The following is a 23392-nucleotide window of genomic DNA, read 5'->3' as shown; positions in this document are numbered from 1 at the left end:
CTTGGATCGAGGTGGTGGTGCGGGTGGGTGGGGTGATGCCGGGGCCAGCAGGACTATAGGCGCAGCCACGCTGCACAATCGCCCGGTAGGCGCCCGCCGTCGAGGGGAGCACTGCTGATGAGCAGTCGGTGGTGCAACGGCAGGGCGACGGATTCCGAGCCGAAGTTCGTGAGGCAGAGCAGGTCGCCCCGCCGGAAGGCGATGGTGTGCGCGTCGGAGGGCATCCACTCGAGCGGCGCATCGTGCAGGGCCGCCTCGGCCCGGCGGATGCGCAAGAGGCTGCGGTAGAGGGCGAGGGTCGAGAGCGGGTCGGCGAGTTGGCGATCGACGGCGAGCTCGCTCCACCCGTCCGGTTGCGGCAGCCACGGGTCGCCTCCGAAGCCGCTGGCCGGCTCGGACGCCGTCCACGGCAGGGGGATGCGGCATCCGTCACGACCCGGGTCCACACCGCCCGATCGCTCGTGCATCGGATCGCGCAGGGCGTGCAGCGGCAGGTCCTCGACCTCGGGGAGACCGAGCTCGTCGCCCTGGTAGATGTAGAGCGACCCCGGCAGGGCGGCAGCGAGGAGCGCGGCCGCGCGCGCTCGACGGAGGCCGAGTGCGGCGTCCGTCTCGGTGCCGAACCGCTTGGCATCGAACGAGAAGGAGCTGTCAGCGCGCCCGTACCGCGTCGCCGCCCGGGTCACGTCGTGATTGCCGAGGGCCCACGTCGGGCTGGCGGAGATGCTCGCGTGGGCGGTGACAGTGCGCTGGATGGAGGATCGCAACGCGGCGGCGTCCCACGGCGTCACCATGAACTCGAAGTTGAACGCGCCGTGCATCTCGTCGTCGCGCAGGTAGCGGACGAAGCGTTCGTCGTCAGCCAGCCACACCTCGCCGACGAGCATGCGCGGCGGGGAATATTCGTCGGCGATCGCCCGCCACTCCCGGTAGATCTCGTGCACCTCGTCCCGATCGAGGTGCGGGTGAGCGTCGGCGTCGATCGTGACGGGCAGCGCGGGATCCTTGGCGGGGAACGCGGCGGAGTCGATGCGGATGCCGGCGACTCCCCGATCGAACCAGAAGCGCAGCACGTCGGCGTGCTCGCGCTGGACCGCCGGATTTCCCCAGTCCAAGTCGGGTTGCTCGGGTGCGAACAGGTGGAGGTACCACTGGCCGGGCGAACCGTCAGGATCCGTCGTGCGCGTCCATGCGGGTCCCCCGAAGCTCGACGTCCACTCGGTGGGAGGCAGGTCGCCGTTCTCGCCTCGACCCGGACGGAACCAGAACAGGGCTCGCTCCGGAGCCGACGGGTCGGCGAGAGCCGCGCGGAACCAGGGATGCTCGCTCGAGACGTGATTGGGCACGATGTCGACGATCGTGCGGATGCCGCGCTCCGCCGCTTCGGCGATGAGCACCTCGGCCTCGACCAGGTCGCCGAAGGCGGGGTCGATGGCGCGATAATCCTGCACGTCGTAGCCGCCGTCGGCGAGGGGGGAGAGGTACCACGGCGTGAACCAGAGCGCGTCCACTCCCAGGTCGCTGAGGTGGTCGAGCCGAGATCGCACTCCCGCCAGGTCGCCGGTCCCGTCGCCATCGCCGTCCGCGAAGCTGCGCACGTAGATCTCGTAGACCACCGCGTCGCGCCACCAGGCTTCGTGCGGGGCGATCCTGTCGCCCGCGACCATGATGGTCTTATCGGACTGCTCGGCAGTGAGCTCGGAGTGCACGGCATCCTCATCGATTGAGGTTTAGCGTTATACCAATTGGTCAACGGCCAGAGCATATGCAGGGCGGGAGCTCGGTGTCAAGCGCCATAGGATGACGACGGGAGGCCGGATGGCAGTGACGCTGCGGGACATCGCCGCCGAGGCCGGCGTGAGTGTGATGACCGTGTCCAACGTCATCAACGGCAATCGGTCACGGGTGTCGCAGACCACCATTGACCGGGTGCAGCGAATCGTCGAGGCGCGCGGGTACGTGCCCAACGTCTCGGCGCGCAACCTCGCCGCCCGACGATCGCACGTCATCGGCGTCCTTGTGCCGGTGGCCGCCGACGACAGCCTGCTCATGAGCCCGCACAACGTCGCCGTCATCGGCGGGATGGAGCGCGCCCTGCGCGAGCGCGGCTATCACCTGCTGCTGCGGGGCATCGCAGACCCCCGAGAGGTATCGGAGGCCGTGCAGGCGTGGGATCTCGACGGAGCCCTGTTGCTCGGGTTCCTCGACGAGGAGATCGACGCCCTCGACCTGCCCGCCGACGTCCCCCTGCTCGCGCTCGACAGCTACGCCTCACATCCGCTGGCGACGGGGGTTCGCACCGACGACTATCAGGGGGGTCTGCTGGCCGGGCGGTTGCTGCTCGCGTGCGGCCACCGCGAGGTCCTCTTCGCGGGCCCGACCTTCACCGACATCGGCGTCGTGCGTCAGCGCTTCGACGGCTTCCGCGCGGCCTTCGTCGAGGCGGGGATCGCCTGGCATGACGGGCTCGTCGCATCCGTCACGACCACCCACGACTCGGGCGTCGACCTCGGGAGGGAGTTGAAGGCGCGCTATCCGGACGTGACCGCGGTGTTCGCCACCGCGGACATCCTCGCGATCGGCATCATCGAGGGCGTCACGGATGCCGGCGGCCGGGTGCCCCGGGACGTGTCGGTGGTGGGCTACGACAACCTCGACATCGGCGCGTACGTCACCCCGAGGCTGACCACGATCGCGCAGGACATCGGCGACAAGGTGGCCGTCGCGGCCCGCATGCTCCTCGACGCGATCGACGACCCGGCCGCTCCTCGAACCGGCATCACCCTGCCCGTCCGGGTGCTCGAACGGGGGTCGGTCGGGAGTCCGCGAGAGGCGTGATCGGCACGATTTCACGAGGGCGGCGACGGCAGGTATCCTGAGGACGCGTCTTCGGTCATGTGGATCACGTGGTCGGGTGCGCGTTGGCGAGTTACCCAAGCGGCCAAAGGGATCTGACTGTAAATCAGACTGCTCAGCATTCGGGGGTTCGAATCCCTCACTCGCCACCATTCCGGGCTCCGTGAACAGCGAAAGTCAGTCGTTACTGTTCCGCTTCGTCCAAACGCGACCCTGCCGCTCGTACTCGATCTCGCCGGCGCGTTGGTCGGCACGCTCTCTGCCGAGAGTGCGCTCGATGATCCACAGGCCCAGGTCGATGCCGGCCGTCAGGCCTGCAGCGGTGATGCGGTCCCCTTCGTCGACGACTCTGGCCGAGAGGACGTCGCGAACATGGGGACGAAGCTCATCGAACGCATTGCGATTCGTCGTCGCGAAACGCCCTTCCAGCAGGCCGGCTGCGGCCAGTACGAGCGCGCCCGTGCATACCGAGGCGAGCCATTGCACCTGGGACGCCTTGCCTCGGAGTGCCTCGGTGAGATCCCCTTTCTCGACCTCTGCCCAACTCCCGCGAACCGCCCGGTTCAGCCAGCCGCCACCGGGGACCACCACTCCGTCCGGGTCACCGAGGGAGTCGGCGATCACCAGTTGCAGACCGCCTTGACTGATGATCGTCCGCGGCGGACCGATGACGACGAGCGAGGTGCTGAACCCTTCTGTCGACAGCACCTCGAACGGACCGAAGGCGTCAATCTCATCGAAGCCGTCGAAAACGACGATCTCTATTCTCACGGCACCAATCATCCACCCCGTCATCCGTTGGGCAGTTGTTGTCATGTCCCGCCCGTCCGTTGGGCAGTAGTTGTCGCGTTCGGCGCCCGGGGACGACAACGAGTGCCCAGCGGTTATGACGAGCCGGGTGAAATGGTCCTGCAATACCGCGGTGATACGATGCCGGTCACGACGGGAGGCGGGTACGCGGCATGAAGGTGGGGTACCTCTACGTCGGCCCGCTCGAGCACAATGCCGAGTTCCAGCGCGACCTGCTGCGCAAGCGCGGGGTGACGCGCGTCTTCGAGGACATCAGCCCGAACACCACCAGTCCACGCCGTCCTGAGCTGACCAACGCCATCGACGCGATCGGTCGGGGCGACACCCTCGTGGTGTGGCGCCTCGACCGGCTCGGTACCACCTCGCCCTCGGTGCTCTCGCTGCTCGAACTGCTCGGACACCGGGGAGTCGGCGTCGCAGCGATCGCCGAGAACCTCGACACATCGGGGGATGAGGGCGCCTCGCTCCTGACCATCATTACCGCCTTCAACGAGCTTGAGCGCAACCTGCTCCGCGAGCGCACGATGGTCGGCGTCTACGCGGCGAAGGCCCGTGGCCGGGTGGCCGGTCGCCCACGAGCGCTCTCCGGAACCAACGTCGAGCGCGTCGTCGCGCTGCGCGAGCAGGGCGCATCCGTTCGCGAGATCGCCGAGGAGCTCGGAACCTCGCGCGCGACGGTGTACCGGGCGCTCGAGTCCGTGAACACAGATGCCATCGCGGCAGCGGATGCCGAGGAGCGGCACGCGCTCACCGTCACGTTCACCCCGCCGAAGCTCCACCACGACGGCGATCAGATCGCCGCCTCCGAGAACTGATTCGATCAAAACAGATCACAATCTCGCATCGCGTGCGTAGCATGAGTGCGTGATCGCCGCCCAGAGACGCAACCTCATCGTCGAGATCGTGCGTGCAGACGGGGCGGCGTCGATCGCGAGCCTCGCCAAGCGGCTGGACACGTCGCCCGTGACGATCCGCCGCGACCTCGACCACCTCGACTCGCTCGGCCTCATCGCGCGCACCCATGGCGGGGCGGTGGCCGGAACCCCGCAGCCGGAATCCCCTTACACCGAGAAGGTGACGCAGGCCGCCACCGAGAAGCTGGCCATCGGGCGCCTGGCCGCCACCTTGGTCCACGACGGCGACGTCGTGGCGATCGGGCCGGGGACGACCACCGAGGCGCTCGCGCTCGAACTGCGCTTGCGGACGGACCTCACGGTCGTCACCAACTCGTTGCCGGTAGCGCAGGCCTTCGTGGATTCCCGCGACAATCAGGTGATCATGACCGGCGGGACGCTGCGCGGCCCCATCCGTGCCCTCGTCGGCGAGGCCGCCGCGCGCACTTTCCGCGCCGTGCACGCCGACCTCGCCTTCCTATCGGGCAACGGCTTGGACGCCGAGTTCGGACTCTCGACCCCCAACCTGACCGTGGCCGACACCGATCGTTCGATCGCCGCGTCCGGCCGCGAGATCGTGGTGCTCGCCGACCACACCAAGATCGGCGCACGCACCGCCATCCAGACCCTGCCGGCCGACGCGATCGCGCACTTGGTCACGGATGCCGGCGCACGCGGAACCGAGCTGGACGGGCTCGGCAGGCTGGGTGTGTCACTGCACATCGCGAGCTGATGCATAACGAATCACGACACGATTCGAGAACTTTCGGACAGGGTTCTGGACATTTGGACATGTTTTAGCAACAATCTGTTTCGGAGGCGGAAGGTTTTGTTCCCTTCTGCCACGTTCTGATCGTTTCGGTTCCCGCCGGAACGCCTGCGACGCACCACACAACGAGGAAGTTGGAATCAATGAACACGAACCGCAAGGTTCAGTCCGTCACGGGGGCGGTCGCGATCTTCGCGGCTCTCGGCCTTGCGTTGACCGGCTGCACGAACACCGGTACGAGCGGGTCGGGATCGACCGGCGGATCCACCGACACGGCGCAGACCGCGCAGGCCGCGAGTGGTCCCACCTGCGACCTCGCGACCTACGGCGGAGAGAAGCTCGACCTCAAGAACGCCGTCGTCGGCTTCTCGCAGTCCGAGAAGGAGGACAACCCCTTCCGCATCGCCGAGACGCAGTCGATCAAGGACGAGGCCGCCAAGATCGGCGTCAAGAAGCTCATCACCACGAACGCCCAGTCGACGCTGTCGAAGCAGATCTCCGACATCCAGGACATGATCTCGCAGGGCGCTCAGGCCCTCATCGTCGCGCCGCTGAACTCCGACGGGCTCGAGCCGGCCCTGAGTGCGGCGAAGGCGAAGAAGATCCCCGTCATCACGATCGACCGCAAGCTCAGCTCGGGCGCCTGCGACACCTACGTGTCCTTCCTCGGATCGAACTTCGTCGAGCAGGGCAAGCGCGCGGCCGACCAGCTCATCAAGGGCACCAGCGGCAAGGGCAACATCGCCATCCTGCTCGGCTCGTCGGGCAACGGCGTGACCACCGACCGCACCAAGGGATTCGTCGACGAGATCGCCGCCAAGGGCCCCGACCTCAAGATCGTCGCCCAGCAGACCGGGGACTTCGCCCGCGACAAGGGGCAGTCGGTCACGGAGCAGCTGCTGCAGTCGAACCCCGACATCAGCGTGATCTACGCCGAGAACGACGAGATGGGCCTCGGAGCGCAGGCGGCCATCATCGCCGCAGGCAAGACGCCGGGCAAGGACATCCAGATCTACTCGATCGACGGAACCAAGAACGCCGTCGAGCAGATCGTCGCCGGAGCCTACAACGGCGTCATCGAGTCCAACCCGCGCTTCGGCCCGCTGGCGTTCAAGACGCTGCAGTCCTTCGAGTCGGGCGACAAGGTCGGCCAGGACATCATCATCGAGGACAGCGAGTACGATCCCAGCAACGCCAAGGACAAGGTCGACTCGGCCTTCTGATCCGAACGGATGATCGTGCCGGCGGCGGAGGACGCCGCCGGCACGACTCCTGTGAGCGGATGCCGCGGCATCCGCTTCGCCCAGCAACCAGAAAGGCCACCGGCGTGACGATGGAGTCCCCCCTCACCGATGACCCACCCGTGCTCGAGGCACGCGGCGTGACCAAGCGATTCGCGGGCGTCACCGCGCTCGACAACGTGAACTTCGAGCTGCGGGCCGGCGAGTCGCTTGCCCTCATGGGCGAGAACGGCGCCGGCAAGTCGACGCTCATCAAGGTACTGACCGGCGTTTACCAGCCCGACGAGGGCGAGATCCGTCTGGGCGGAGCAGTGGTCACCTTCGCTCGTCCCCTCGACGCGCAGAAGGCGGGGGTCTCGACCATCTACCAGGAGGTCAACCTGGTTCCGCTCATGTCGGTGGCGCAGAACATCTACATCGGCCGCGAGCCGCGCACGCGGCTCGGCCTGATCGACTTCAAGCGGATGTACGCGGATGCCCGCGCCCTGCTCGACACCTACGGCATCGACGTCGACGTGCGCCGGCCGCTGCGCAGCCTCGCGCTCGGCGTGCAGCAGATGGTCGCCCTCGCGCGCGCCGTCAGCATCAACGCCAAGGTCGTCATCATGGACGAGCCCACCTCGTCGCTCGAGGCGCGCGAGGTGGAGACCCTGTTCTCCGTGATCGGCCTGCTGCGGCAGCAGGGCATCGCCATCGTCTACGTGAGCCACCGGATGGACGAGATCTATCGGGTCTGCGACCGTGCCACCGTGCTGCGCGACGGCAAGGTGGTGCACGTCGGAGCGCTCGACGCGCTGCCGCGGATGGAGCTCGTCTCCCTCATGCTCGGACGCACGATCGAGAGCAGCGACCGCGGGGGAGTGACCGCGTTCGGCTCGGACAACACCAGCGACGCACCGCCGGTGCTCGTCGCCGAGGACCTCAGCAGGCGTCACCAGATCGACGGCATCGACATCACCATCAAGCCCGGCGAGGTCGTCGGGCTCGGCGGCCTGCTCGGATCGGGGCGGTCGGAGACCCTCAAGGCCATGGCCGGCGTGATGCAGCTCGATCGCGGATCCGTCCAGATCGACGGCAAGACGGTGCGCAGCGGATCCGTGCCAGCGGCCATCCGAGCCGGCATCGTCATGCTGCCCGAGGATCGTAAGGCCGAGGGCATCGTGCCGGGCCTGTCGGTGCGTGACAACATCGTGCTCGCCGCCCTGCCGCGCCTGTCGAAGGCCGGCTTCTCGTCGCGCAGGAACCAGGACGCCGTCGTCGACGTGTTCATGAAGCGGCTGCACATCAAGGCATCCGGCCCCGACCAGATCGTCTCGGAACTCTCGGGCGGCAACCAGCAGAAGGTGATGATCGCCCGCTGGCTCGCCATGAGCCCCAAGGTTCTGCTGCTCGACGAGCCCACCCGCGGCATCGACGTCGGGGCGAAGGCCGAGGTGCAGGCGCTCATCGACGAACTCGCGGGAGAGGGTCTCGCGATCGTGCTGGTCTCGAGCGAGGTCGAGGAGGTCGTCGAGGGCTCCGGTCGGGTGATCGTGCTGCGGGACGGCGAGGTCGAGACGGTGCTCACGGGCGCCCAGGTCGACGAGGAGCACCTGCTCGCAGCTCTCGCCGGGGACGCCGGCGAGGCCGCGGAGGATCCGCGCACCCACGACGCGCAGACGGATGCCGACGCACCGACATCCGTCACCGACTCGCGGGGAGAGCGCGCATGAGCCAGGCCACCGTGACCATCACGCTTCCGCGGCGGGGCACCGCCCTCGGCATCATGCAGCGCTACGGCGTCTACATCGCCATCGCCGCTCTGCTGATCTACAACCTCATCTTCACGCCGAACTTCTTCGAGCTCGACAACTTCCGCACGCAGTTCGTGCAGGTCGTGCCCGTCATGATCGTCGCGCTCGGCATGGCGCTCGTCATCGGCACCGAGGGCATCGACCTGTCCGTCGGTGCCGTGATGGCGCTCGCGGCGGCCGTCATTCCCCTCTACATCGGGTACGGACTGATTCCCGCCGCCATCCTCGCGATCGTCGTCGGCGCGGTGGTCGGCGTCATCAACGGGTCGATGGTCGCGTTCATCGGCGTGCAGCCGATCGTCGCAACCCTCTCGCTCATGGTGGCGGGCCGCGGCATCGCGCTGCTCATCGCCAACGAGCAGTTGCGGAGCGTGACGGACCCCGGCGTGCTCAGCCTCGGCCGCGGAAGCCTGTTCGAGGGGGAGGCGTTCCGCATCCCCTACGCCGTCATCGTCGCCGCCGTGCTGGTGGTCATCGTGGCCTTGCTGGTGAATCGAACGACGTTCGGAAAGCAGCTGATCGCCATCGGAGGCAGCCGTCGCGCCGCCGAGCTCGCGGGCCTGCCGGTCAAGCGCATCCTGCTGCTCACCTATGTGCTCTGCGCCGCCCTCGCCGCCATCGCGGGGATCATCGGAACCGCCCGGCTCGGCGCATCCGTTCCCTCCACGCTCGGCAACCTCATCGAGCTCTCCGCCATCACGGCCGTCGTCGTGGGAGGCACGCCGCTCACCGGCGGCCAGGTGAAGGTCGGGGGCACGGTCGCGGGCGCGCTGCTGCTGCAGTTCATCACCGCGACGCTCGTCAAGCACGACGTGCCGGATGCCTACTCGCAGATCACCCAGGCGGTCATCATCCTGTTGGCGGTCTACATCCAGCGGGGAAGGGCGGCCGTGCGATGACCATTCTCGAGAGCGAGGCCGGGCCGGCCACCGCCCGCCAGATCGGCCGCGAGCGCATCGCCGCCATCGTCCAGAGCTACGGCGCGGCCATCGTGCTGGTGATCCTGCTGGTGTTCGGGAGCATCGCGTTCCCCACCTTCCTGTCGGTGTCGAACTTCACCAACATCGCCACGCAGTCCTCCTTCCTCATGATCATCGCGGTGGGCATGACGTTCGTCATCCTCACCGGCGGCATCGACCTCTCGGTGGGCTCGGTGTATGCGCTCGGCGGTGTGCTCGCCGCCTACGGATCGGCGTGGGGGCTGTTCGGCGCGTTCGCCCTGCCGTTGGTGGTGTGCGGCCTGATCGGGGTGCTGCAGGGCGCCTTGGTCGCGTACGGCAAGATGGCACCGTTCATCGTCACCCTCGCCGGGCTGCTGGGCGTTCGCGGGTTGGTGCTGGCGGTGACGGATGGCGGATCCGCGACCCCCCTCATCGCCGACCGCGCGGTCGTCTTCCTCGGGCAGGGCGACGTGCTGGGGCTTCGGCTGCCGGTGTTCTTCGCTCTCGCCGCGGTGGTGATCGGCAGCATCCTGCTCTCCCGCTCGCGCGGCGGTCAGGCGGTGCTCGCGGTCGGAGGATCCGAGAGTGCCGCGACGCTGATGGGCCTGCCGGTCGCGCGGGTCACGTTCACCGTCTATGTCATCAGCGGCCTGTGCGCCGGGCTGGCAGGCACGCTGAACGCCGCATATTCGTCGTCGGGCGTTCCGACCGTCGGCGTCGGGCTCGAGCTCTCCGCGATCTCGGCTGTCGTCATCGGCGGCACGTTGCTCTCCGGCGGCCGCGGGAACCTGATCGGCACGCTCGCCGGCGTACTGCTGCTCACCGTCATCCAGAACCTCATCAACCAGGTCGGCTCGCTGACCTCGTCGGTGCAAGCGGTGGTGTCCGGCACGTTCCTCGCGATCGTCGTGATCATCCAGACCGTCCTGTCGCGCACGCAGCGCCTCTGACGCCCGCCTGGCTGCTTGTCTCCGCTGGGCAGTAGGTGTCGCGCGTTGAGGCCCGAGGGGACATCTACTGCCCAACGGAGGGTTTCACGAGGGCTAGCGTGGACGCATGAGCAGCGCACTCCTGGCCATCGCCTGCGGCATCGCCGAGCAAGGAGGAGCTCTCGCCGCCCGTCGCCGCGCCGAGGGGGTCGAGGTCGCGGCATCCAAGTCGGCTCCGGAAGACATCGTCACGTTCGCCGACCGGGAGACGGAGGCGCTCATCCGCTCGCTCATCGCCGATGCGCGACCCGACGACGGCTTCCTCGGAGAGGAGTCGGATGCCTCGCGCGGCTCGAGCGGACTCACCTGGGTGGTCGACCCCATCGACGGCACCGTCAACTTCCTCTACGGCATCCCGTCGTGGTCGGTGAGCGTCGCCGTCGTGGAGGGCGATCCCGATCCATCGACCTGGACGACGCTCGCGGGAGTCGTCGTGAACCCCAGCTCGGGCGAGACCTTCGTCGCGAGCGCCGGCGGCGGGGCGTGGCTCGGTGACCGCCGCCTCGAGGTGAACCACGGCGTCGAGCTGCCGCTCGCCCTCGTCGGCACGGGATTTTCGTACTCCTCGGAGACCCGCGCGTGGCAGGCCGGGATCCTGACCGGGCTCCTGCCGCGCGTGCGCGACATCCGTCGACTGGGATCGGCCGCGCTCGACCTCTCGTTCCTCGCCGCAGGCCGCCTCGACGCGCATTTCGAGCGTGGGCTGAACGCGTGGGATCACGCGGCGGGCGCACTGATCGCGCGGGAGGCGGGTGCCAAGGTGGGCGGTCTGCGGGGCGCTGCAGAGGGCGTGGGGATGACGGTCGCGGCATCGCCCGACCTGTTCGACGCGCTGGAGGCGTTGCTCGTGGAGAGTGGAGCGATGGTGTGAAAGACTGATCCGGGTCGCCACCCGATTGGGGGTGACTTGATTCGCTTTCATAGAGTTTCCAGCATCCGTTCGTTACGCTTTATCGATCCGTTACCGGTCCCCTCGCCGGTTTTCGCCCTCACTGTGCCGAAGGTTTTCTCTCTTGCATCACGACTCCCAGTACCCAGCTGTGCCTGGTGACCGGGAGACCCCGCCTGAGGCGCTGACCCGGCGGCAACTGCGTGATCGCGAACGGGAGAACCAGCCGGCCGTCATCGCTCCGGCCACGGGACTCGAAGCCTTCCTCGCGCTCGACTCGCGCATCGTGATGCCGCGGCCGGCCGCGGAAACTCGGGCGGACGCACAGTCGCAGGCGGACGCACAGTCGCAGCTCGTGGCGTCGCAGCCGGCCGTGACACAGTCGGCCCCGGTGCAGCCCCCGCTCGTGGAGCGGCCCGCAGTCGAGCCCGCCGCTGTGCAGCCCGCCGCTGTGCAGTCCCGGCTCGTGGAGCGGCCCACCGTCGTCTCCTTCGACGAGATCCTCGCGCCTGAGCACTCCGTCCCCGCCGAGCCTGAGACTCCGGTTGCGAGCGCCGTGACGGATGCGCCCCTCGCGGTGGCGCCCACTACGTCCATCGCGGAACCTCCGTTGCCACAGCCCGATGCACCGCTCTCGCGTCGTGAAGCCCGTGCTCGACTGGTCGTTCCGAGCGAGCCAGACGGCTACGCGGCGTCGCTCGACACGTTCACCGACACCGACCCTCTCTCGATCTTCCTGGCCGAGACGGACGCCGACACGGGCATGCCCGCGGACGCGAGCACTCGCGCTGACGCGAGCGCGGACGTCGACGCGAGCACGCTTGCCGACGCCAGCACGCCTGCCGATGCGAGCACGCCAGGTGTCGCGAGGACTCGCGCTGATGCGAGCACTCCCGCTGACGCCGAGACCGTCCGCCCGCGGCAGGGTCGTCGCGCGGCCGCCCCGACTGCATCCGCGCCCTCTGCTGCATCCGTGTCTGCCGCATCCGCATCGGTACCGTCCGTTCCCCTAGCCCCTGCGCCGGTTTCGCCCGCTCAAGCGGTGAGCGTTCCGGTCACGAGGCGCCCGGCGGCGGCGCCCCTGTCGCGACGGCTCGCCGCGAAGGGCATGGCGACGGCGGCCATCATCTTCGTCACCCTCATCGCCGTCGCCACATCCACCCCGGCGAACGCCCTACTGACCTCTGCCGACGTGCAGGCAGCGTCGCTCGCGGCGCAGGCTCCAGCGGCCGGTGGCGACGGCAATGGTGACAGCATCGCCCAGAGCGTTCGGGTGAGCGACGGCGTCGGCGACTCGACGGTGCAGCGCGACGGCTATGGAGCGGAGTCGATCGCCCAGGTGGCGGCCGAGAGCGGCATCCGCCTCGAGGCGACCTTCACGAACGATCCCAACGGAACGGTGCAGTGGCCGTTCAAGGTGGGCGTTCACATCGGCGACCGTTTCGGTTACCGCAACTGTGCCGGTTGCTCGGAAGACCACCACGGTCAGGACTTCAACCCGGGCCTGGGCGCGCCCATCCAGGCGATCGCCGACGGCGTGGTCTCCTACGTGGAGGACGGCGACGGCTCGCTCGGCGTGCACATGATGATCACCCACCAGATCAACGGCCAGACCGTCACCAGCGTCTACGCCCACATGATCCATGGCTCGATGAAGTTCAAGCTCGGCGACACCATCAAGGTCGGCGACGTCATCGGCAACGTCGGCAACACCGGCATGTCGACCGGACCGCACCTGCACTTCGAGATCCGGCTGGGCGGCATCACCGGCCCGTGGACCGATCCGCTCGTCTGGCTCTACGCCAACACCAACTGACCTGCTGGTCCGGTTATAGGCCAGCACGTCCAAGCAGACCGGGCCCGGCCAGCTCTGCTCTGCCAGCACGTCCAGCCGCCTGATCAGACGTATCTCCCGGTGGGGGTGGGTGAACTCTCGTTTACAGGACCACAGCCGACCGACCACTCCTGGCGGCGTCGGCTCGGCTCTCGTCCTGTAAACGTCCCCTGCACGACGGCCGGCCGCGCGCCGTGCTGTCTCCTCCACAGATGCGGCTCAACGGCTGTCATCCCCAGCTCAGGCGCCGCGCGTCCTCCTGGCAGCTCGTCCGTTCGATCGTTCAGTCATGTACGACGTGATCTCAGCTATCGACGTCTGTGGCGGCGCCGCCAGTTACCGCGCCCTCGACCGACTCGGAGTCCCCCGGCAGCAGATTGCCGAAGCCGTGCGCGCCGGCGTCGTGACACGAGTGCGCGCCCGGTGGTTCGGGCCCCCGTCTGCGCCCGACGACGTCCTCCGCGCCGTGCGCGTCGGTGGAACGCTGACCGGGGCATCGGTCGCGAGACGTCATCGACTGTGGACCATGAATGACTCCCGCCTGCACGTGCGGGTGCCACTGACGGCGAGTCGTCTCGCGGCCCCTCACGCCCGGAAGGTCCCCCTCGATGCCGACAAGCACGCGGTCTGCGTGCACTACAGCGGGTCGTCCGGGATGGACATCGGTTGCGATCCCGTCGTCGTCGCCCTCGCCGAGATGTTCAGCTGCAACGGGCCGGAAGCCGCGCTCGTTGCCCTCGACTCGGCGCTCAACAAGCGCCTGATCACGGGACTGAGTGACATGCGCGACCTGGTCTCGCGCGATCTCCGGCGCTTCGTCGACTGGGCCGATCCGCAGTCGCAGTCAGGATTGGAGACCCTCGTGCGTCTCCTCCTCCGTCGTCGGCAGGTGAGGTTCCGGAGCCAGGCGTACATCGACGGGGTCGGGCGGGTCGATCTGCTGGTGGGCGATCGGCTCGTCCTGGAGTTGGACGGCGAGACCTTCCATGTCGGTGCCAACTTCGAGGAGGACCGCCGTCGCGACCTCGCCCTGGTGCGGAGGGGCTACGCGGTCGTCCGACTGTCGTATCGCCAGATCGTGGCGGACTGGCCGCAGACGTCGGCCGCCATCCTCGAACTGATTGCCCGAGGAGAGCACCGGTGGGGCAGCAAGAGCCCGACAGCTCCGCTAGTCCTTCCGTTCACAGGATGAGAGCCGACCCACGCCTGCTGTGCGGGGTGGGTCGGCTCTCATCCTGTAAACGAAAAGACAACGACCGCGAACGGAGGGTATCGGACGCGAACGGACGGCATCGGACGCGAACGGACGGCATCGGACGCGAACGGACGGCATCAGACGCGAACGGAGGGTATCGGCCGCAACGAAGAGGGCTAGGAGCGCAACCAGACCGTCGTGTCGGGCTCGAGTTGGCCGCTGACCGGCGCGGACGCCAGCAGAACTTCTCCTGAGGGCATCGGCACGGATGCGGTGCCCACGTTCGCCACCACTGTCACGTCCCCGTTACGGAACGCCACGACGTCGTGGGCGAAGCCGTGCCGCCAGATGAGATGCCCGCTGCCGAGACCGCTCTCGCGGCGGAGCAGAAGTGCGCGCTTGTAGAGCTCGAGCGTCGAATCGGGGTCGCCCTCCTCGGCCTCACGCGCGAACCGCCCCCACGACTCGGGCTGAGGGAGCCAGGAGGCATCCGTCGGTCCGAACCCGAAGGACGGCGCATCCGCAGACCACGGGATGGGCACGCGGCAGCCGTCGCGACCGTAGCGCTCGCCCTTGGTGCGGAACCAGGTGGGATCCTCGCGCGCGTCGTCGGGCAGGTCGATCGCCTCGGGGAGCCCGAGTTCCTCGCCCTGATAGATGTAGGAGGAGCCCGGCAGGGCGAGCATGAGGGCGGATGCCGCCCGCGCCCTCCGCAACCCGACGGCCGGGTCGGGGAGTCCGACACTCTTCGGCCCGACGCCGGCGCCCTGCAGGTTGTCGCCCGTCAGGGCGAGCCGCGTCGCGTGGCGCACGACGTCATGGTTGGAGAGCACCCACGTGCTCGGGGCGCCGACGGCGGCGAACGTGTCGATGGAGCGGTCGATGACCGTGCGCAGCTCATCCGCCTCCCACGGCGTCTCGAGGTAGGCGAAGTTGAAGGCCTGGTGCATCTCGTCGGGCCGCACCCACAGTGCCACCTTGGCGAGCGGATCAACCCAAGCCTCAGCTACGAGGATGCGATCGCCCGGGTAGGTGTTGAGCAATCGGCGCCAGTCGCGGTAGATCTCGTGGACGCCGTCCTGCGCCCAGAACGGCGGTGATGCCGGCGTGGATGCGGCGATGTCGGGCTCCAGCGGTGTCGCGCCGCCGCCCATGCTGCCGGCGCCCTCGGGCGGCGTGTAGTCGGGCAGGCCCTCGGCCTTGATCATGCCGTGGGCGACATCGACGCGGAATCCATCGACCCCCCGGTCGAGCCAGAATCGCAGGATGTCGCGGAACTGCTGCCGAACCCATTCGCTCGTCCAGTCGAGGTCGGGCTGCGAGCTGTCGAACAGGTGCAGGTACCACTGGCCGGGAGTTCCGTCCGGGTCGGTGATGCGCGTCCACGCGGGGCCGCCGAAGACCGACATCCAGTTGTTGGGCGGGGTGTCGCCGTTCGGTCCCTTGCCGTCGCGGAACATGTAGTGGCCGCGCGCCTCGCTGCCGGGCCCGTCCGCGAGCGCGGCCTGGAACCAGGCGTGGTCGCTCGACGTGTGGTTGGGAACGAGGTCGACGATCACCCGGATGCCCCGATCGTGCGCTGAGGCGAGCATACGGTCGAAGTCGGCGAGCGAGCCGAACAGCGGGTCGACGCCGCAGTAGTCGGCGACGTCGTAGCCCGCGTCGCGCTGCGGAGACGTGTAGAAGGGGGAGAGCCAGATGGCGTCGACGCCGAGCTCCTGCAGGGCGCCGAGGCGCTCGCTGATGCCGGCGAGGTCGCCCATCCCGTCGCCGTTCGCGTCCGAGAAGGAGCGGGGATAGATCTGGTAGATGACGGCGGTTCGCCACCACTCCTGGCCGATGGCGGCGTCGACCGGGGCGGCGTCGACGGTGGTCAGCGAAGTCATGTGCGACACCTTACGGGATGAAAACGGATGCAACTGTTGCGGCGACTCTCCATTATCGCAACGATTCGACCACCCCATTCCCGTCGAGCAAACGCTTGCACAAGAAGCCCCGCGGCCGTCTTCGACCGACCGGCGAGATCGCGCATCCTGTTCGACCGCATCGCCTCTCGATAGGGTCGCCATAGGCCCATCGGACAGGGGAATCGCCATGTGGACACAGGACTACGACCCGCTCGGAGCCCTCTGGCTCAGCGCCATCGTCGCGGCCGTCCCGATCCTCGCGTTCCTGGTCTGCCTGACGGTCTTCAAGATGAAGGGCACCACGGCGGGCATCATCGCCGTCGCCCTCGCGGTGGTTGTCGCGTTGTGGCCGTTCGGCATGCCGATCACCGCCATCGGCGGGTCGGCGCTCATCGGCATCCTCACCGGCCTCTGGCCGATCGCTTTCATCATCGTCATGGCCGTCTGGCTCTACAAGCTCGCCGTCGCAAGCGGGCGTTTCGACGTCATCCGCTCCAGCATCGCCGGCATCTCGCCCGATCAGCGCATCCAGGTGCTGCTCATCAGCTTCAGTTTCGGCGCCTTCCTCGAGGGTGCCGCGGGCTTCGGCGTGCCCATCGCCATCTGTGCGGCGCTGCTCGTTCAGCTCGGCTTCAAGCCGATCAAGGCCGCCATGATCAGCCTCGTCGCCAATGCCGCTGCGGGTGCGTACGGGGCAATCGGCATCCCGGTCATCGTGGGTGCCAAGGTCGGCGGAGTCGACCTGCGCGCGCTGTCGGTGGAGATGGTCGTGGTCGTGCAGCTGCTCACCTTCGCCATCCCGTTCCTGTTGGTGATCATCCTCGACGGATGGCGGGGCCTCCGCGAGACCTGGGTCGCCACGCTCGCGCTCAGCATCGTCTACAGCGGGTCGCAGGCGCTCATCCTGCTGCTGCTCGGCCCCGAGCTCGCCGACATCCTCCCGGGCCTGCTCGGCATGGTCGCGCTCTTCGTCGTCGGCCGGTTCTGGCAGCCGAAACGCATCTTCCGCGAGGACGGCTCGGTGGCGCCTGAGCCCGAGCGGCACAGCCTGCGTGAGATCGCCGCGGCGTGGAGCCCGTTCTACATCCTCACGGCGTTCATCTTCGTCTGGAGCATTCCCTGGTTCAAGGACCTGTTCGCCCCGGCGTCGGCGGATGGCAAGACAGCTGCCGGTCCGCTGGGCGTCCTCGTGTTCAACGTTCCCATCCCCGGTCTCAACGGCGTCGTGCAGCCGCCGGGCGATGGAGCAGCGCCCGTCTCGGCCATCTGGCAGTTCACGCCCGTCAACGCGACCGGCACCGCCATCCTGCTGTCCGTGCTCGTCTCCTTCTTCACGACGCCCGCGTTGAACTGGGGAGATCTCGGCCGCGAGTTCGTCGCCACCGTCCGCGAGCTCTGGCGCCCGATCGTGCTGATCCTGCTGATTCTCGTTGTCGCGAACATCACCAACTACTCAGGGGGTTCGGCATCCATCGGTCTCGCCTTGGCGGGCGCAGGGGCCGTCTTCCCGCTGTTCTCGCCCATCATCGGCTGGTTCGGCGTGTTCATCACCGGCTCGGTGGTCAACAACAACACCCTCTTCGCTCACCTGCAGAACGTGACGGCGACGAAGATCGGCGTGGACCCCACCCTGCTCGTGGCGGCGAACACCGCGGGCGGCGCGATGGGCAAAGTCGTGTCTCCGCAATCCATCGCCATCTCCGCCGCTGCGGTCGGGCTGGTCGGGCGGGAGGGCGAGATCCTACGGGCGTCCATCAAGTACAGCCTCGGCATGCTGGCGTTCTTGTGCGTGTGGGTGATGCTCGTCTCGCTGGTCGCCTGAGACGTGACGGATGCCGCATCCGTCGCCATCCGTACCGTGCCGGCGGTGTCATCGCGTGGGGCGGATGGATGATATTCTCTACTGGTTGCCCGGAGCCGAACCTCTCGGGTGGCGCGCCCCGATAGCTCAGTGGTAGAGCACTTCCATGGTAAGGAAGGGGTCGTCAGTTCAATCCTGACTCGGGGCTCTGGTTCTTCGGGCATGCCCGTCGAAACCTGCCCGGCGGGGTAGCTCAGGTGGTTAGAGCACACGGCTCATAATCGTGGTGTCGCGGGTTCGAGTCCCGCCCTCGCTACTTACAGGCCCGGAATCTTGCGGATCCCGGGCCATTTCCATGCTCGGCGCCGTTCGACTCTCGACCGATCGACGATCCGCGCACGCCGAGACCAACTCCGCTGCGTGCCCCTATTGGACGGTCAGCCGAGCCGTTCCCCGTTGGTGGGCGTCACGGTATCGGCTAGAGGATCGCGCGCGCGACAACTTCCGGCTGGTCCCATTGAGGCCAGTGAGAAGACTCGCGGACTCCCTCGACCTGAACGTCGGTGAAAAGGGCGCCGATTCTCGCAGCGACTTCCGGCGTCAGAAACGGATCTCCCTTGCCGAACGCGACTATTACCGGAATGTCCAGCTTGCCGAGATCTCCGGCGGCCACGCGTCCGTTGTTGTCGTCTATCCCCGGGTACAGTCTCGCGGTCCACTCACGGATGGCGGTTCGGGAGTCCGCGTGCTCGCCCGGACTGCCGAAGAACGCCGGGATGATCGAATTCGTCGCGACACCGGCGGGATCGGAGGCGTCGATTCCGAACTGGGCACCCGAGTACCCCAACAACCATTGCAATTGCTGCGGATCGCCCATGATGGCGTCGGACAGTGAGTTGAGCTCGACGGTTCCGAAAAGTCGAATCATGTCGGGCAGTTTCAAGTTCCCGTCGGAGTTGAAGTAGCCGTTCAGGAGCACCAGCTTTCCAACGCGATCGGTGTGGTCCAGCGCAATGTTGATGGCGACGGGGAGGCTTGCGTCGTGACCGACAAGGGTCGCGCCCACGACGTCCAGTTGCTCCAGGACGCTCACTATTTCGGACTCGCGTTGGTCGTCGGCCCATACGAACGCGTCTCGCGACGAGAGCCCGTATCCGGCGAAGTCGATGGCGAGGACGCGACGTTCGCCGAGGAATGGCACCAACCTGTCGTAGATGGTCGAGTCGTCCGGGAATCCATGAAGTAGGACGATTGCCGGGTCGACGCCGGGCAGCTCTCCGACCCACACGCTGCTGTTGGGAGTTGTCAGGGTGTGCTGTTGTGGATAGGTCGTACGGGGCACGGAGTCCTCCAGGTTGATCTGATTCCGACGGGCGGTCTGGTACATCAAGTCAATGCTGATATGTGTCCGGGCATGCGTGAATCGCGATGCACAGTAGAGCGGGGGCGATCAGCATTGCGAACGGCGCCCGGCACGCCAGAGGTGTGCACGGCCGGATGTGGCCGTCCGAACCTCGTCTTCGTGAGCTAGGCGTCCACGAGGGCTGGAGCGGGCTCGCTGATTGGCGTCGTGCTCGCCTTGCGGAGCGTGAGCGACTGGCGTGCCACGACGAGAACAAGTCCCACCAACGCCCAGGCGGCCAAGACGACGAGCGAGGACCACGCATTCGCACCGTTGAAGTATCCGAACTCGTTCACGGCCCGGAATGCTGCGCCCGGGGGAAGAATCGGAGACAGAGTCTGCGCCCACCATGGAAGCAGGTCGACTCCGATGGTCGCGCCGCTGACCGCGTTCCCGACGGTGGTGAGGATGAGCACGGCCAATCCGATCCCGGCGGCGCCGAGCCACGCGCCGAGGGCCTTGGTGGCCAGCGCGCTCGCGGCCGAGAGCAGAATGAGCGTCGACGAGAGAATCGGAAACGGAGCGTTGAGCGCGCCGTAGACGGGGCCGGCGATCACAGCGGCCACGAGGCCGATGAGGACCGCGAAGCCGCCGATGGCATAGAGGCGGTGGCGGAGTCGGATCCGAGCTACGGCTCCGGTCAACCCCTGCGCGAGGACGAAGGACGAGAGGGTTACGCCGAACACGACGTAGAACCCGACCAGGCCACGGCTGTCGTACCGGACCAGGGGGACGACGTCCTTCTCGCTTACCGTGAAGTCCGCTTTGGCCGCCAGTCCACCGACGAGCGATCGGGCGGCCCCGCTTTCGCTCAGCCCGCGGGCGCCGGCGTAGTCAAGTTGAAGGCTGGTCTGCGAGACGGCTCCGAAGGCGGCGACCGCCTTACCGTCACGAACGAGTGTTGCGCCTTTCTCGAGTGTCGACACCTCGGTGACGTCCACCGCGTCTCCGAAGCCTCTGTCGGCCGCCGCGGCGAGCTGGCTTCCGGCGACGGCGATTGGAAGGTGCAAGGGGACTGGGTCGCGTTGCAGGCCCACGTACACCGCGATGAAGGCGGCTCCGATGACGAGACCTGTGACAACGAGGGCGATCCATGCCCCGTGCGCGGTTTGGACGACACCGGCAGGGCTGGACGAACGAGGTGATGACATGGGGATTTCCTGACTCTCATCGCGACTGAGGAAACTGGCTCAAAGCGGATCCTCCGCCGGCGCTCCACGACTGAGGGAGAGCCGGACGGTTACGAGCTGACCCAGAAGGGGAAGGACCTCGGGCAAGGCGAGATGTCGCTCGCCCGTCCCGAGGACTGCTGAACTGCCGACGTCTTTCGTCTAATGGACGGACTTCGCCGCGTCGATGATCACAGCCGTGACCTGCAGGGGGCTTGTCCAGCATCGAAAGGTGAGGCGCGCTGATCTCGGTCACCTTGCCACCGGCTCGCGCGGCCATGGCCCGCTGTTCGGCCGCCGGAAGCAGCGCATCGTTCTTGCCGATGACGAACCAGCTGGGCACGGATGACCACGCCGGGGTACCGACGAAGGGCGCCCCAAGGGCGGCCAGAGTGACAGGGCTCTGTCCGACGGCGAGGAGATTCGTCGCGGCGGTCGGGAGACTTCCCGCGAAGATCGGCTTGAACTTGTCCAGCCTGATGTAGGCGTCCCATTCCGGCTGTGGGGCGTCCACGTAGGGCTTCACGAAATCGAAGACGGTCGACGCGTCGGGCACGTTCAACAGCGACCCGGGCAGCACGTTCGTCAGGTAACTGGCGCTCTCACCGGACGCCGGCGCGTAGGCGTCCACGTAGACGAGCGCCTTCACATCAGGGTCGCTGAGACCGGCGGCCGTGATGACCATCCCGCCGTACGAGTGGCCGACGAGCACGACCGGGCCGCTCGTCTTCTGGGCGAGGAAGTTCTCCAGGACCGTCGCGTCACTGGCGACTCCGCGTAGCGGATTCGGTGCGACCAGCACCTTGTATCCGGCGAGTTGGAGCGCCGCGGCCTCGGGCGTGAAGCTCGACCCGTCCGCCCATGCCCCGTGGACGAGCACGATAGTGGGCTTGGTCGTCGTCGTGGTGGAACCGCGCGTCGAGCTGCTGGGATAGGAAGCCGCGAGCCCGCCTTGAGCTGGGATGAAAATGGCGAGGGCGGTGAGCGCTGCCGCTGCTGCGGTTGCGATGAGTTTCCGATTGCGGAGGTGCCGAGGAGTATTCATGGCACTGAGTATGCGCGGGGTCGGGCTGGTCCTGTCATGCCGGAAACGAATGCCGGAGGAACCAATAGTCATGAACGGGAAACGACGTCAGCTGCGCGCACGAAGGGCGTCGAGGCGCCAGTCGACTCCGAACGCATCGACGCTCCAGCGCTGAGATGGATGCATGGCGGATCAGGTGAGGCGCGCCGCGGCGTGGGTGCCCACCCCGCGCACGAGCAGCGCATCGCGAAGCCCCGCCCGCGATGAGATACCCAGTTTCGGAAACGCGTTGTACAGGTGAAAACCGACGGTCCGAGCCGAGATGAACAGGTCGGCTCCGATCTGCTTGTTGCTCAGGCCTTGCGCAGCGAGTAGTGCAACGTGAAGTTCTTGTGGGCTCAAACGAACCTCGAGTCGTGGATCTACCTTGCGCATCTCGGGTGAGGGTGCCGTCCCCAGCATTTCGCGCGCCCGCTCTGCCCATAGAACCGCGCCGAGCGTTTCGAACAGTTCGACTGCCCGCCGCCGTTGGGCCATCGCGCCAAGGGTGTCTTCACCCCGTTCGGCCAGATGGTCGGCGTACGCGAGCCGTACGCGAGCCGCTTCGTACGGAAAGTCGAGCATGGCGTCCGAGGCCAGAGCTTCACGAAACAGGCGGTCCGATGCGCGGACGTCCTCTTCGACGACAGCTGAAGCTGCGCACAACAACATCCGGCTCTTCGGAGAGAGATACTGCCGCCCGATCCCCATGGCGGTCTCGATGATCTTGCGAGCATCTCCGGGCCGGCCAGTGTGATGGCAGGACTCGGCGAGGTCCAGCGCCTCAGTCATCCCATAGGCGGACATCATCCATCGGTCCAGATCCTCGGTCAGACCGGTCAAAGATGCGTAGCCAGCCTCGTAGTCGCCGCGAGATAGCGCGAGGATCGTCTCGGCATGGCGAGCATCATCGAGGATGATTCGGGTACCCCGGGATGTCGCCCACCTCGTCGCGTCGCGGGCGAGCTCGGTTGCTGCCGGCGCGTCTCCGAGCAATGCCCGTGTCACCGCCAGGTGGCTTTGCAGATGAGCCTTCCAGTAATGCAATCCAGCGGATGACGCAGCAGCAATTCCGCGCTCTGCCGCTCCCACGGCCACCGCCCAGTCGCCCGACTGTCGGGCCGCGATGGCTTGATTGGCCGTCATCATGGACACGATTCCGACCGTCGGCATCGCGTCGGCCAGAATGCGGTTGACGAACTGCGCTTCGCCCGGCAGCCAGACGGTGTGCCCCGCGGCAACCATCAAGGTAGTGAGATGCCATGGGGGCGCTCCTCTGATGGCGGCTTCGAGGTTCTGATGGCGCTGGAGCCTGGCTGGGTAGGACTCGCCCAGGTTCTGATCGATCGATCCGATGATGAAGGAGTTGACGCTGTCGACCAGTTGGCGATGCTGCCGCCCGATCTCGATGGCTTCCAGCCACCATGCGGGATCCCACCTCAGATGCGCGGTGGTGAGGAGCATACTCAACGTCGCGTTGAAGCAGATCGCGTCGTCGAGGATTTCCCGCTCGCTCAGTGCCTCGAGCAGGACTGCCCGCATGGAGACCAGATCGCCTGCCCTCTGGGCCATGGCGTACGAGATCGCCGCCGCGAAGGGATGCAGGGGCGCCGTGCCGGGGTAGCGCCTCCTGGCGTCGTGCACGATTTCGAGAGCCTCATCGATGTCACCCAGGTGAGCCTCGGCGTTAGCGGCTAGACCTCGCTGGCGAAGCCAAGCTAGCCGCCCTGCCCGATCAGTGACAGCAGCGTTGGCCGCAAGTTCGATCGACTCCACGTCTCCACTCCCGATCCACTGTGACTAGAGGTGAGCTGTCATCTCAGATGGTGGTACAGCACGA

At 67.4% G+C, this 23392-nt stretch carries 18 protein-coding genes and 3 tRNA genes; 14 read left to right on the top strand and 7 right to left on the bottom strand.

Going from position 1 to position 23392, the window contains the following annotated elements; all coding sequences use genetic code 11:
- Positions 1–53: 53 nt before the first annotated feature.
- Entirely contained in the window at positions 54–1667 is a 1614-nt protein-coding gene (locus tag E6C70_RS16170) for a glycoside hydrolase family 13 protein (RefSeq protein ID WP_136425573.1), read from the bottom strand.
- Between the two features lie 151 nt (positions 1668–1818).
- Between E6C70_RS16170 and E6C70_RS16165 the strand changes: the two genes are divergently transcribed.
- Together E6C70_RS16165 and E6C70_RS16160 are read left to right on the top strand one after the other, a co-directional pair.
- Entirely contained in the window at positions 1819–2838 is a 1020-nt protein-coding gene (locus tag E6C70_RS16165) for a LacI family DNA-binding transcriptional regulator (protein ID WP_136425532.1), read from the top strand.
- Between the two features lie 85 nt (positions 2839–2923).
- Positions 2924–3008: transfer RNA gene (locus tag E6C70_RS16160), tRNA-Tyr, on the top strand.
- 25 nt (positions 3009–3033) lie between these two features.
- Here the strand turns inward: E6C70_RS16160 and E6C70_RS16155 are convergent.
- Positions 3034–3627 carry a DJ-1/PfpI family protein gene (locus E6C70_RS16155; RefSeq protein ID WP_136425572.1) on the bottom strand — a complete coding sequence of 198 codons (594 nt, stop codon included), beginning with the start codon at positions 3625–3627 and terminating at the stop codon, positions 3034–3036.
- A 191-nt stretch (positions 3628–3818) separates the two neighbouring features.
- Here E6C70_RS16155 and E6C70_RS16150 point away from each other — a divergent pair, with 191 nt between their 5' ends.
- From E6C70_RS16150 to E6C70_RS16110, 9 genes are all read left to right on the top strand, one after another.
- Positions 3819–4481 (top strand): recombinase family protein, encoded by a 663-nt coding sequence (locus E6C70_RS16150; protein WP_136425531.1) that lies wholly within the window; start codon positions 3819–3821, stop codon positions 4479–4481.
- Positions 4482–4530: 49 nt separating this feature from the next.
- A complete protein-coding gene (locus tag E6C70_RS16145) occupies positions 4531–5292 on the top strand; it encodes a DeoR/GlpR family DNA-binding transcription regulator (protein WP_136425530.1) in 762 nt (253 codons plus the stop codon).
- Positions 5293–5471: 179 nt separating this feature from the next.
- Positions 5472–6551, top strand: a complete 1080-nt coding sequence (locus tag E6C70_RS16140; protein ID WP_136425529.1) for an ABC transporter substrate-binding protein — start codon at positions 5472–5474, stop codon at positions 6549–6551.
- A 110-nt stretch (positions 6552–6661) separates the two neighbouring features.
- The gene (locus E6C70_RS16135) at positions 6662–8281 is read left to right on the top strand and encodes a sugar ABC transporter ATP-binding protein (protein ID WP_136425571.1); all 1620 of its coding nucleotides are present in this window, start codon (positions 6662–6664) and stop codon (positions 8279–8281) included.
- Positions 8278–9261 carry an ABC transporter permease gene (locus tag E6C70_RS16130; protein ID WP_136425528.1) on the top strand — a complete coding sequence of 328 codons (984 nt, stop codon included), beginning with the start codon at positions 8278–8280 and terminating at the stop codon, positions 9259–9261. The genes E6C70_RS16135 and E6C70_RS16130 overlap by 4 nt, the downstream gene beginning before the upstream one ends.
- Positions 9258–10253 carry an ABC transporter permease gene (locus E6C70_RS16125; protein WP_136425527.1) on the top strand — a complete coding sequence of 332 codons (996 nt, stop codon included), beginning with the start codon at positions 9258–9260 and terminating at the stop codon, positions 10251–10253. Before E6C70_RS16130 ends, E6C70_RS16125 begins: the two co-directional genes overlap by 4 nt.
- A 106-nt stretch (positions 10254–10359) precedes the next feature.
- Entirely contained in the window at positions 10360–11163 is an 804-nt protein-coding gene (locus E6C70_RS16120; protein ID WP_136425526.1) for an inositol monophosphatase family protein, read from the top strand.
- Positions 11164–11332: 169 nt separating this feature from the next.
- A complete protein-coding gene (locus E6C70_RS17270) occupies positions 11333–12997 on the top strand; it encodes a M23 family metallopeptidase (RefSeq protein WP_168770995.1) in 1665 nt (554 codons plus the stop codon).
- Positions 12998–13304: 307 nt separating this feature from the next.
- Positions 13305–14207, top strand: coding sequence for an endonuclease domain-containing protein (locus E6C70_RS16110; RefSeq protein WP_136425524.1), 903 nt, complete (start codon positions 13305–13307; stop codon positions 14205–14207).
- Between the two features lie 179 nt (positions 14208–14386).
- Here E6C70_RS16110 and E6C70_RS16105 read toward each other — a convergent pair whose 3' ends face one another.
- Positions 14387–16096, bottom strand: a complete 1710-nt coding sequence (locus E6C70_RS16105) for a glycoside hydrolase family 13 protein (protein ID WP_136425523.1) — start codon at positions 16094–16096, stop codon at positions 14387–14389.
- 208 nt (positions 16097–16304) lie between these two features.
- Here E6C70_RS16105 and E6C70_RS16100 point away from each other — a divergent pair, with 208 nt between their 5' ends.
- The 3 genes from E6C70_RS16100 (at position 16305) to E6C70_RS16090 (ending at position 18234) form a co-directional block, all read left to right on the top strand.
- Positions 16305–17939 carry an L-lactate permease gene (locus E6C70_RS16100; protein ID WP_136425522.1) on the top strand — a complete coding sequence of 545 codons (1635 nt, stop codon included), beginning with the start codon at positions 16305–16307 and terminating at the stop codon, positions 17937–17939.
- A gap of 115 nt (positions 17940–18054) precedes the next feature.
- Positions 18055–18126: transfer RNA gene (locus E6C70_RS16095), tRNA-Thr, on the top strand.
- Positions 18127–18160: 34 nt separating this feature from the next.
- A tRNA-Met gene (locus tag E6C70_RS16090) sits at positions 18161–18234 on the top strand.
- A 162-nt stretch (positions 18235–18396) separates the two neighbouring features.
- Here E6C70_RS16090 and E6C70_RS16085 read toward each other — a convergent pair.
- The 4 genes from E6C70_RS16085 to E6C70_RS16070 form a co-directional block, all read right to left on the bottom strand.
- Positions 18397–19305, bottom strand: a complete 909-nt coding sequence (locus E6C70_RS16085; RefSeq protein ID WP_136425521.1) for an alpha/beta fold hydrolase — start codon at positions 19303–19305, stop codon at positions 18397–18399.
- A gap of 140 nt (positions 19306–19445) precedes the next feature.
- A complete protein-coding gene (locus E6C70_RS16080; protein WP_136425520.1) occupies positions 19446–20471 on the bottom strand; it encodes an ABC transporter permease in 1026 nt (341 codons plus the stop codon).
- Positions 20472–20487: 16 nt separating this feature from the next.
- Positions 20488–21534: an alpha/beta fold hydrolase gene (locus E6C70_RS16075; protein ID WP_168770994.1), complete on the bottom strand. Its 1047-nt coding sequence runs from the start codon at positions 21532–21534 to the stop codon at positions 20488–20490.
- Between the two features lie 171 nt (positions 21535–21705).
- A complete protein-coding gene (locus E6C70_RS16070) occupies positions 21706–23328 on the bottom strand; it encodes a helix-turn-helix domain-containing protein (RefSeq protein WP_136425518.1) in 1623 nt (540 codons plus the stop codon).
- Positions 23329–23392 lie beyond the last annotated feature (64 nt).

This window comes from Orlajensenia flava, from assembly GCF_004801905.1.
Classification (GTDB): Bacteria; Actinomycetota; Actinomycetes; order Actinomycetales; family Microbacteriaceae; genus Orlajensenia; species Orlajensenia flava.
The sequence above is the reverse complement of the archived record's forward strand: the minus strand, read 5'-3'. Positions and strand labels throughout refer to the sequence as shown.